Source organism: Aeromonas sp. Y311-2, assembly GCF_027706025.1.
Classification (GTDB): Bacteria; Pseudomonadota; Gammaproteobacteria; order Enterobacterales; family Aeromonadaceae; genus Aeromonas; species Aeromonas veronii.
This window is the reverse complement of sequence record NZ_JAPDCL010000035.1, coordinates 23,532-34,570: the sequence shown is the minus strand read 5'-3', so window position 1 is coordinate 34,570 and position 11,039 is coordinate 23,532. Positions and strand designations below refer to the sequence as shown.

The window sequence follows — 11,039 nt, the reverse complement described above, 5'->3', positions numbered from 1 at the left end:
CTCATCAGTTCGGCGTGTTCCGCCGTGCTGGTAGGGGCGCATTATAGGGAGCCGCGCCGGGATGACAAGGGCTTTTTCATCAAAAAAATTCGTTCGCTCAGATATCAAGCAACCACCTCTTTTTTGCTCGAAATGGCATCAATCCTGACTATTGCCGGATTTAAATTGAACATTTGAAAAGCCAATTTATAATTGCCATCTCAAATGTTCAATTGGAATGCCCTCATGCATCAAATCCTCGATAGCCATAAGGAAGAGCAAATCGTCCCGCTGTTCCGCTTGGGGTTCCGACCCTTCTTCTTGTTCGGGGCTCTGTTTGCTGCCGTCGCCATGTTGCTCTGGCTGGGGCAGCTCAACGGTTGGCTAACCTTGCCAGGGATTGCCAACCCGATCTGGTGGCATGGTCATGAAATGCTGTTTGGTTTCGGGGCAGCCATCGTCGCGGGCTTTCTGCTCACCGCGGTGCAGAACTGGACGGCCAATCCCGGTATTCGGAGCTGGCCATTGGCAATGGTGGTGGGGTTGTGGATATTGCCAAGGACCTTGTTACCCTGGCTGGGTGAGGAGAACATGATCCTGATGGTAGCAGACCTGCTCTGGCTGCCGCTGTGCGCCTGGTTCCTTGCCAAGCCTATCTTGATAACCCGGCAATGGCGCAATCTATTCTTCGTGCCCCTGTTGCTGATACTGACCTTGCTCAATGGTGCCAGCTGGTTATGGCAGGCCGATTGGACCACCGTTGAGCACCTATTGATCACCACAGTGCTGTTGTTTACCACCCTGATCGCCGTGATGGGTGGAAGGGTGATTCCGTTCTTCACCGCCCGAGCAACCGGTCAGGATAAAGCTGCACCTCAGCTCTGGCTGGAGCGGGCGGCGCTCGCGACACTGTGGCTTATCTTGCTCTGCTGGCTGCTGCTCCCCACCCAATGGGTCACCAGCATATATATAGTGCCTCTCTATATAGTGGCGGCGAGTTCGCATCTGTGGCGGCAACTGCGTTGGCATCTGCCATCGACCCTTGCGCATCCCCTGCTGTGGTCACTCCATCTCGCCTATCTGTTTATCCCTCTTGGCCTGCTCGCCCTTGCGGCACATAGCGCGGGTCTGCCCATCACGTTGTCGATGGCCAGTCACCTGCTCAGCGCAGGCTGTATGGGCACCATGATCCTGGGCATGATTGCGCGAGTCTCCCTCGGCCATAGCGGTCGGGCCTTGCAGGTAGGACGCAGGATCACTGGCGCATTCGCCCTGGTTATCGCTGCCGCTACAATGCGGGGGACGATTCCGCTGTTCTGGCCTGCTTATACCCTGCATGGCTGGAACCTCAGCGCGCTTGCCTGGATCGCTGCCTATGGTCTGTTTGTCTGGGTCTATACCCCGATACTGATCCGCCCCAGAGCAGATGGTCGACCGGGTTGATGACTGCGGAACATGTTCAGGGTGTTGCCACCGGATAGTGGATGAGGTTGTGGAAAATCGCCGGGGCTATGCCCAGATTGCGATAACCGTGGGGACGGTCGGCAGCAAAACGCACCGCCTCTCCTTGCACCAATGAACGCCACTCCCCTTCCACCAGCACCTCCATCATGCCGCTGATGACGATGACATGTTCGGTCACTCCCGGCTCATGGGGCTCGGATTCACGCTGGTAACCCGGCAACAGGGTCAGCTCAAGCAACTCGAAACCAAACCGGTTTTCATAAGGGAAGAGGGGGGCCACTTGCATGCCCTCTCCCGCAGGCTGCTGGCGAATGGCATCGGCGGTGCGATAGAGCACCTCCTCCTGCACGGCTGGTGTGGGCTCAATGAAACTGGAAAATGAGACTCGAAAACCGGTGGCTATCTTCCACAGCGTCGCCACCGTTGGGCTGGACTCTCCCCGCTCAATCTGCCCCAGCATCGCCTTGCTGACACCCGTTTCGCGCGCGGCGGCATCCAGGCTCCAGCCGCGCTCGCTGCGCAGCCCCTTCAGTCGAGCAGCCAGATGCTGACTCATCTCTTGCATAACTGCCTCTTTATTACTCTTGCACGATGTGCCTTGTGCGCTATAGCGCCCGGCGATATAGTCAAAGTTTTATTGTACGTAATAACGCACAGCGCGTCACAACGCCAAGAGGAAGAGTCATGCCCTTCGCACTCCCCCATCTGGTCGCAGGCTTTATCGCCGTGATGGTCGGCTACACCAGTTCCGTCATCCTGATCATCCAGGCCGCCACGGCAGCAGGTGCTGATACTGCTCAAGTCGCCTCCTGGCTCTGGACGCTGGGGATCGGCATGGGGGTGAGCTGCATCGGCCTCTCTCTCTATTACCGCATACCCATACTAACCGCCTGGTCCACACCGGGCGCGGCACTGCTGGTCACCACGCTGGGCAACGTCACTCTGGCGGAAGCAATCGGCGCCTTTGTGATCTCGTCCCTGATGATCACTCTGTGTGGCATCAGCGGCTGGTTCGACCGCTTGATGAAACATATCCCGGCTCCACTGGCCGCCGCCATGCTCGCTGGCGTGCTGCTCAGATTCGGATTGGATCTGTTCAAGGTCGCCCCGCAAGATCCCTTGCTGCTTGGCACCCTGCTGCTGGCCTTCCTGCTGGGTCGTCATCTCTGGCCCCGCTATACCATGGTGCTAGTACTGGGAGTGGGGATGCTGATCTGCAGCGTGCGGGGGGATTTGCAAATGGGCACCCTTCACTGGCAACTCGCCAGCCCGGTCTGGACATGGCCAGCCTTCTCCCTTGATGCTCTGTTTGGTATCGCGCTGCCGCTGTTCATTGTCACCATGACATCGCAAAACATGCCGGGAATTGCCATCTTGCGGGCCCACGGCTATCAGCCTTCCACCTCCTCGCTGATCAGCTGGACTGGCCTGACTGGCCTGCTGCTCGCCCCTTTTGGCGGCTATGCCTTCAATCTGGCCGCCATCACTGCCGCCATCTGCATGGGCAAAGAGGTCGACCCGGATACCAGGCGCCGCTGGCCAGCTGCGGTATGGGCGGGTTGCTTTTATCTCCTGACCGGCTGCTTCGGCGCAACCGTCGCGGCCCTGTTTAGCGCCTTTCCGGCAGCCCTTGTCACCTGCGTCGCTGGTTTGGCCCTGTTAGGCACCATCGGCAGCAGCCTGCACTCGGCCTTGCAAGAGGATGAAGCGCGAGAAGCTGCGCTGCTCACCTTTATCATTACCGCGTCCGGGATCAGCCTGCTCGGCATCGCGGCAGCCTGCTGGGGTCTGCTGATTGGTCTGGCTATCTATCAGTTCCAATTATATCGACAAAGGAATCAATTGAACCTCAAACCGTGAACCTCTGCACACTATCCACATAAAATGATTCACAAGTGAAACTAATTTACTTCTAGTGGCGTCAGGGCACCAATCTTCCCGGACATGGTGCCCTGTCAGGTTCCATGCAACGGAGTATAAAAATGAAAAATCAGGCTGTCTTGTTACTACTGGCCATACTGGGTGCTACGAGCGTCCAGGCTGCCGATACGGATCGAGAGCTGGCTCGCCAGCTCGCACTTCAGCAGAAAAACCTGCTGCCCCTGCTGAGCAATCAGCAATATCAGAGCCCGCTTCCCAATCTGCTGCAGAAGGCCAGCCCGCGCCTTAAGCGGCAGGCGACCGATGCCAACCAGGCGGCCATCAGCCGGCAAGGACTGGATGGCGAGGTCAAGCAACTGATGCAGTTGCGGCTGGCCAACACCGATCAGGCCGCTGCACTGCAACAGGGCGTCGAACCGCTGGTCGCCTATGTTCCAAGTGGAGATGAGAAGAGCTGGAGCGCCATTGAAGCGTTCGACAGCGCTGGCAATCCCGTCTATCTGGATGTGGACAAGGCACCGTCCCGGCCGGTTCTGGTAGTCGAAGCCGATCCCGTCAAAGCCAAGAACGCAGGCTTGAAAGTGATGCGCAAGGCGCTGGCCGATGCGGATCTGCAAAGCGCTCCGCGAGTGGCGGCCAGCACGGCGCCACTCAAGACCAGTATCCTGAAAAAGATCAGACTGAAGGATGATCAGGAGCCCTGGCTGCTCGGCGCAGCCGAAGTGTATGCAGTGGTCGCAGGGGTCAATCCCAGCCGAGATGAGCCAGTAGTCGATATTGTCGACATGCCCTACCTCGACTATGACAACACAGACTACACCCCCAACCAGATCCTGGTTTACTGGGATCGCTATCGCTGGGGTGCCGTCGATGTGGTGATGATGGAGCAGGATGACAACGTCAACTACAAGGAGCTGAGCGCCCTGCTGATTGAAGCCCTCAAACTCGGCTTTACCGCGGGTGGCGTGCCGGAAGCGCTGCCCTTCCTCGATCTCGGCGGTCGCATCGTCAAGGCGCTGCCCGACTCCTGGATGACCAACAACGACGACTATCTGGATACCTTCTACACACTGGAGCAGGATCAGGTCTATCGCCAATATCCGGGGGCTGCCGGTAATGCGGTCATCGATCTTGAGCCAAAAGAGATCGCCCCGACCAGACCTTGATAATCGGCCATAACGAAAAAGCCAATGAGCAACTCATTGGCTTTTTGCTTTTATCGCGGTGACCACCGGTCAACCCTTGGGACGAACCCCCAGAGTATGGCAGATGGCATAAGTCAGCTCGGAGCGGTTCAGGGTATAGAAGTGGAAATCCTTCACCCCTTCCTGACTCAGCACGCGCACCTGATCGATGGCGATGCTCGCCCCCACCAGATTGCGAGTCATCTGATCGTTATCCAGCCCCTCGAAACGCTGATGCATCCAACGCGGGATCTTCACGTTGGTAAAACCGGCAAACTTGGCCAGGGTCTGATAGTTGGAGACCGGCAGGATCCCCGGCACGATTTCGGCATCAATACCGATGGCGGCGCAGCGATCCCGAAAGCGCAAATACGTTTCCACATCAAAGAAGAACTGGGTGATAGCACGGTTGGCGCCGGCATCGATCTTGCGCTTGAGGTTGAGCAGGTCGGATTGCGCACTCTTGGCCTCCGGGTGCCCTTCCGGATAGGCGGCAACCGAGATATCGAAGTCGGCCTCTGACTTGAGCAGGGCAACCAGATCGGTGGCATACATATCCGGCTTCTCCAACCCCTGCGGCAAGTCACCGCGCAGAGCCACGATATGACGAATACCGCTGTTCCAGTAGTCGCGGGCGATGGTGCGCAGCTCGTCGCGGCTGGCATCGATACAGGTCAGGTGCGGCGCCGCAATCAGGCCTGTCCGCTCCTTGATGTCCTTAATCACCTTGTGGGTGCGATCACGGGTACCGGAGTTGGCGCCATAGGTGACGGAGACGAACTTGGGTTCCAGCACTTTCAGCCGTTCGATGGACTGCCAGAGGGTATTCTCCATCCCTTCACTGTTGGGCGGAAAAAACTCGAAACTGACCGATATATCGCCATTCAAATCTGCCAAGCTCTGGTTGAGCGCCTCAACCTGACGTGCACTGTGAAATCCCATCTGCTCTTCTCCCTGTCCTGCAATCCATCTGCCTACGTCAAAACGGATGTTTGGACGTCTAAACGTCTTTATATTTATGAGCAAAACGACACAAAGTCAACAGGGATTTACCTCACTTCCGATCTGACGAACTTCATATTTACAAAATTAACGGTACGTAACCGAAAAGTGCCCATCCCAAAATTGCCCCAGTCGAGTTATGATGGGGGCAGATCGTCCTGGACGTTCTGAATCTGCGTGTGATTGTTTGGCCGGAGGTTTCTCCGGCCCCTTTTCATCTATTTCCCACTCCTGCCGATAACAGAATGAGTCTTTGCAGGAGCACCATCATGGATACCCACCCCGGCTTTGCCACCGACTTGCTGTTCGATCGCTATCAGGGCGAGGTTGTTCAGCACGATCAGTTCTGGGCGGTTCGCACGCCGGATGCTCCCGATTACTACTTCGGCAACTACCTGCTGCTCCCCACCCCGCCCAGCGACCGTGACAAAGGCTGGCTGGAAGCCGCATTCGATCAGTTGATCGGTCAAGATCCTCGAGTGCGCCACCGCACCTTCCAATGGCCACTGGCAGCCGGGCAAAACAGCCGGATCGCCGGTTTTGTCGCAACGGGTTACCAATATATGGAGTGCGTGGTGCTGGCACTGGATGAACAGAGTTGCCCACCTCCTCACGGCGACATGAACAAGGTTGAGGCACGTACCTTCACCACTGCTGATTGGCCTGAGTGGCTCGACTTCGAACTCCATGAACGGGATGAGGGGCACTCGGAACAGAGCTATCTCCCCTATCTTCGATCCCGTCAGGCGCTCTATCAGGCCATGATTGCCGATGGTCTCGGGGACTGGTGGGGGATCTGGCGAGAGGGGCAACTGGTCGCCAGCTGCGGTCTCTTCTTTTGCGGCACACTTGGGCGCTTCCAGTTGGTACGCACGCACCATGCGTGGCGCAACCAGGGGTTATGCCGCCAGCTGCTGAGTCAAGTGGCTCGCGCAGGATTGTCCCGCGCCAAACAGCTCATCATAGTGGCTGACGAGCATTACCATGCCCAGCGCATTTACCGCTCCCTGGGGTTTGCCCCGGTTGCCCGCATCGGCAGCCTCTGCCGCTGGCCCCACGAAGCACAATAAAGCGATACCTGCTGGCCGCGAACCATAAAAAACGGGAGGCGATGCCTCCCGTTTTTATTGATGCCGATGACCTATTGCTGTGGCTGCTGTGGCGCTTCCAACTCGTTGGAGAGCGCCTGTTCCACCTCATCCGACTGCGCCGGTAATGGGGCAGCAACCGCTGATGCGGGTTCTGCGGAAGTCACAGCTGGTGCCACCACGGCCGATGTTTCACTGGTCGCGGGGGCTGCGGACACCTCAGTCGCTGGCGCTGAAGCCGAAGCAGGAGCAGGGGCAACAGCATCACACTGACAATCCGCGCTCTTGGCCTTGTTGCCCTGATGAGGGGCATACCAGCCCTTCAAGCCACTTTCCAGTCGATCAGCGGCAGCTTTGGGCTCCATCTTGCCAAGCAGCACAGCCTGACTCACCTCTGCCAGTTCATCCCCCAACTTGGGCGTACCACGGGAGAGGATCTGGGTCGCCACCCGAATGGTCGAGTCACACTGATCGCGCCACTCCATCATCTCTTTGGCCGCCGGATTGGTGACATCGAAGAAGTGGTTGGAGAGGGAGAAGAATCCCGGCAGCGAGTTGGTATAGAGCTCGGCAAATTGCGGCGTCGTCAGCCACTGCAGAAAAGCCATTGCCCCCTCTTTATTCTTGCTGGCCGGATTCATCCCCATACCGATATCGGTGTGGTCGGTAAAGAAACAGCCATCACCCTGTTTGGCCACCGGCGGACGCATGACGCCAAAATCGACCTTGCCGGTGAAGGGGGCAATCTCCCAGGAGCCCGCCACGTAGATGGCGGCCTTGCCCGAAGTGAACAGCTCGTTACTGGTCGCATAATCGCGGCTCTCTCCACCTTCACCGAGGTAGGAACGCCAGCGGGCCAGCTCGTCGAACACCTTCACATATTGGGGGTTATCCAACCGCTCCTGCCCACCAATCAGAGCCAGACGACCATCTTCCCCTTTCCAGTAATTGGGACCAATGTTCTGGAACCCCAGTTCGGAGGCAACCCAACTCTCGGAACCGCTCATGGCCAGCGGCACATAACGCCCGTCGGCCTTGATCTTGTCCAGCACGGCGAAGAACTGGTCGCGGGTTTGAGGCAAGGTGACCCCCAATTCACTGAGGATCTTCTTGTTATAGAAGAAGCCATGGATCACCGAGGCCATCGGCACACAGAAGGTCTGGGCACCGGAATCCGTCTGCCAAGGTGACTGGGCAAAACTCGGGAAGTTCTCCATTCCTGCCATTTCGGTCAGCTCGGCCAGATGGCCCGCCTTGAACAGGGCGAGCGAGTCATCAAACGGACGACAGGTAATGAGATCCCCCGCCTTACCGCCTTTCAGGCTCTCCCACAGGGTGGGCATGTAGTTGACGTTCTGCACCGGATGAAAACTCACCTTGATACCGGGATGCGCCGCTTCAAAGGCCGGGATGATTTTCTGCTCCCACAACGCCTTATCATCGGTTCGCCAGCTTTCAATCACCAGCTCGCTGGCCATCAGCTGGCCACACAACAGGAGACTCAGGGCTCCAATCCACTTTTTAGACATAAGCCCTCCTAGACCTTGAAATGTGCGATCAATTGCTGCTGTTTGGCGACCAGGTCGGCCAGTACTTCACTGCTGCTGGCGGATTCGCGCGCCTCCCGCTCGGTCTCGTATGCCACATCGGCAATACCGGCGATATGACGAGCGACCCCCTGACTGACGGAGATTTGCTCCTGAGCGGCATGGGCCACCTGATCCGCCATCGACTTGATGGCACCCATCCGATCGGCAATGGATTGCAGCGCCACATCCATCTCGCGAGTCTGCTCGACACAGCTCTGGGTCTGCTCTTGGCTACGCCCCATCACTTCAACCACATGCTTGCTGGAGCTTTGCAGGTTCTCAATCATCCCCTGGATCTCTTCGGTCGAAGTCTGGGTGCGATTGGCCAGTGCCCGCACCTCATCGGCCACCACCGCAAAACCGCGACCTGCATCGCCAGCACGGGCCGCTTCGATGGCGGCGTTCAAGGCCAGCAGGTTGGTTTGCTCGGCAATACTGCGGATCACATCGAGAATGCTGCCGATGTTGTTGCTGAATTCCCCAAGCTTATAGGTGATGCCGACAGCCTCCTCCATGGCGCCAGCCAGCTGCTCGGTGATCCGGCGAGTGGTGGCCACTTTCTGGCGGCCACTGCGTGCCTCGTCATCGGCCAGATCCACTTCGCGCTTGGTGCCATCGGTAGAGCGGGCCACCTCGGTGGCGCTCACTTCCAGCTCGGTAATGGCGGCGGCCACCTGATCGGTCTGGCTCTTCTGCTCCTGTACCCGGGACATGGCCCGTTCGCTGATCTCGGCGGCGCGGCTCGCCTCATCCACCAGATGACGGGAGCCCGCATTGATTTGAGAGAGCAGCTCGCCGGTCTTGCCCGCCAGCGTATCGATGGAGCGAGAGAGGCTGCCAAATTCGCAACTGCTGCGGTAGTTGATGCGGCGGGTCATGTCCCCGGCCGCCATGTAATCGAGCTCCTTGTTGATCATCTGCAACGGGCGCTGAATGCTGCGCGCCGTGGTATAGCCGATCACCAGCGCGGCAGCGGCCGACATAGCGGCAACCACCAGGATCCAGAAGCTGGCACTGCTGACCGCCGCATCGGCGTTGATCCGGCTGTCGCTGGCGATGGCACCGGCGGACTTGCCCATCTCATCGAGCAAATTGAGGCTGTTGACCAGACTGGCATCCAGCTGCTGATTTTGCGTGGCCAGCGACAGCGCCAGTTGCTGAGCCTGACGCATGGTTGCCAGCAAGCCCTGAGCGCCAAGTGCCAGCTCCTGCATCCGATCCAGATTGGAGACAAACCGCGCTTTCACATCATCGGGCACCAGCACCCGTTCCAGACGCTTGCGGGCCATCTCGATGTCCTTGCTGAGTACCTTTTCCAGCTCGTTCAGGTCGGTTTTGGCATCGGCACGGCGGATATTCTTCAGATCGCGGGCGATACCTGAGGTAATAAGTTCCGCCTTGTTGCGCATGGAGCGCTTGCTGGCGGTCTGTTGCAGCAGCAGATCCGCCGCCCACTGGTATGTATCCTCAAGGCGGATAAATTCCATCTCCAGCTTGTGGCGCTGCTCCAGTGCACTGACCCACTGCCGATGCTGGGCCAACACCTGATCCGCCAAGCCATAAAATTGAGTGGTAGCACTCTCGACCTGCTGGAAGCGGGCACGAGAATCCGCTACGTCGGTAAATTTACCCATCTCCTGACTCAGCTGGGCGAAGCGGTTCTGCTGCTCCTTGAACTGATTGGCCAGCTGCGGCAACTGGGCGGCATCTTCACTGGTGCGGTAGACCAGCACCCAGCGGTTGCTATCCTGCAGTGCCCCCTTGAGACCTGCGACAGCCACGACCAGCGGGGTTGCCCGGTCAGATACGGCAGAGAGGCCGTCATTTATACCCTTGATTTTAAAGGTACTGATCACACCAAGCAGGATCAGCAACAGCAGCATCAACACGAATCCGGCGATGATCCGCTGCACGATAGATAAGCCCATGGAGACATCCTCACTCATTGGGGGAAGGTAAAGTGAACATAGTCACTATCGGCAGGGGTGGCGAATAACTGAAATAAAGCGGCAGGTATTTAATTGATTTGTATCGGGTTGGGTCACAGTACAGACAAAATCAGCCATACGAAAAAAGCCCGGCACAAGCCGGGCTGAAAGAGACGTACTTTGCTATCTTCCGCGGTCCGTTCAGAACCGCAGTCAGAATCATTAGAAGCGGTAGCCAACACCCACCATAAAGGCCATCGGGTCGATATGCGTTTTGAAGGTGCCAACACCATCAACTTTAACATCTGTATCGATATCCATGATCCAGGCTGAACCGTTTACAAACCAGCGATCTGTAACCGCCATATCGATACCGACCTGACCTGCCAGACCCCAAGAGTCGTCAAGGCTGATATTGGCACCATCAAGTGCTCCCACCCCCTTCTCATCAAAGAAGGTGGTGTAGTTCACACCCACACCAACATACGGGCGAACCTTGCTCTGGGCATCGCCAAAATAGTACTGGGCCATCAATGTTGGAGGCAGATGTTTAACCTTGGCAATCTCACCAAGATCGCGAGTACTCACTCTATGGGAGAATGGGGTTGCAGCCAGCAACTCAACACCCCAGTTGTCGGTGATCATATAACCGAGGGTCAGGCCAAGCTGTTGATTACTGTTAATCTCAAATTCACCGGTACCCAATACATTGTCACTGCTCTCCTGAGGAGAAACGATGGCCAAACCACCACGAACCAGAATATCACCAGCCTGATGGGCCATGGCGAAAGGAGAGGTCACTGCAGCGGCAATCATCAGAGGAAGTAATTTTTTCATCACGTAATCCCTTTTTTTGTTTTCATTTGATGCTGTAAGCCCGCTGACTATATGCCCTTGTAAATGCAAAGTTATTGACTTGGAGCA

The 11,039-nt window shown here is 57.3% G+C and carries 9 protein-coding genes; 4 read left to right on the top strand and 5 right to left on the bottom strand.

The window, feature by feature from the left end:
• Positions 1 to 225 precede the first annotated feature (225 nt).
• Complete coding sequence (locus tag OKC42_RS21490; protein ID WP_270820892.1) at positions 226 to 1,422, top strand: NnrS family protein; 1,197 nt, start codon at positions 226 to 228, stop codon at positions 1,420 to 1,422.
• A 16-nt stretch (positions 1,423 to 1,438) separates the two neighbouring features.
• Here OKC42_RS21490 and OKC42_RS21485 read toward each other — a convergent pair whose 3' ends face one another.
• Positions 1,439 to 2,008 carry a helix-turn-helix domain-containing protein gene (locus OKC42_RS21485; RefSeq protein WP_120416016.1) on the bottom strand — a complete coding sequence of 190 codons (570 nt, stop codon included), beginning with the start codon at positions 2,006 to 2,008 and terminating at the stop codon, positions 1,439 to 1,441.
• Positions 2,009 to 2,127: 119 nt separating this feature from the next.
• On the opposite strand from OKC42_RS21485, the gene OKC42_RS21480 reads away from it, so the two are divergent.
• Entirely contained in the window at positions 2,128 to 3,303 is a 1,176-nt protein-coding gene (locus OKC42_RS21480) for a benzoate/H(+) symporter BenE family transporter (protein ID WP_270820891.1), read from the top strand.
• A 122-nt stretch (positions 3,304 to 3,425) separates the two neighbouring features.
• Complete coding sequence (locus OKC42_RS21475; protein ID WP_270820890.1) at positions 3,426 to 4,490, top strand: DUF3103 family protein; 1,065 nt, start codon at positions 3,426 to 3,428, stop codon at positions 4,488 to 4,490.
• A gap of 69 nt (positions 4,491 to 4,559) precedes the next feature.
• On the opposite strand, the gene metF is transcribed toward OKC42_RS21475, so the two are convergent.
• On the bottom strand, positions 4,560 to 5,450 hold the full coding sequence (gene metF, locus OKC42_RS21470; protein WP_005340191.1) for a methylenetetrahydrofolate reductase: 891 nt from the start codon (positions 5,448 to 5,450) through the stop codon (positions 4,560 to 4,562).
• A gap of 329 nt (positions 5,451 to 5,779) precedes the next feature.
• On the opposite strand from metF, the gene OKC42_RS21465 reads away from it, so the two are divergent.
• A complete protein-coding gene (locus OKC42_RS21465; RefSeq protein WP_270820889.1) occupies positions 5,780 to 6,580 on the top strand; it encodes a GNAT family N-acetyltransferase in 801 nt (266 codons plus the stop codon).
• A gap of 71 nt (positions 6,581 to 6,651) precedes the next feature.
• Here the strand turns inward: OKC42_RS21465 and OKC42_RS21460 are convergent, their stop codons facing one another.
• From OKC42_RS21460 to ompW, 3 genes are all read right to left on the bottom strand, one after another.
• Positions 6,652 to 8,127 (bottom strand): ABC transporter substrate-binding protein, encoded by a 1,476-nt coding sequence (locus OKC42_RS21460; protein ID WP_270820888.1) that lies wholly within the window; start codon positions 8,125 to 8,127, stop codon positions 6,652 to 6,654.
• Positions 8,128 to 8,135: 8 nt separating this feature from the next.
• Positions 8,136 to 10,115, bottom strand: coding sequence for a HAMP domain-containing methyl-accepting chemotaxis protein (locus tag OKC42_RS21455; protein WP_270820887.1), 1,980 nt, complete (start codon positions 10,113 to 10,115; stop codon positions 8,136 to 8,138).
• 222 nt (positions 10,116 to 10,337) lie between these two features.
• Positions 10,338 to 10,952 carry an outer membrane protein OmpW gene (gene ompW / locus OKC42_RS21450; RefSeq protein ID WP_005354990.1) on the bottom strand — a complete coding sequence of 205 codons (615 nt, stop codon included), beginning with the start codon at positions 10,950 to 10,952 and terminating at the stop codon, positions 10,338 to 10,340.
• Between the last annotated feature and the right edge of the window lie 87 nt (positions 10,953 to 11,039).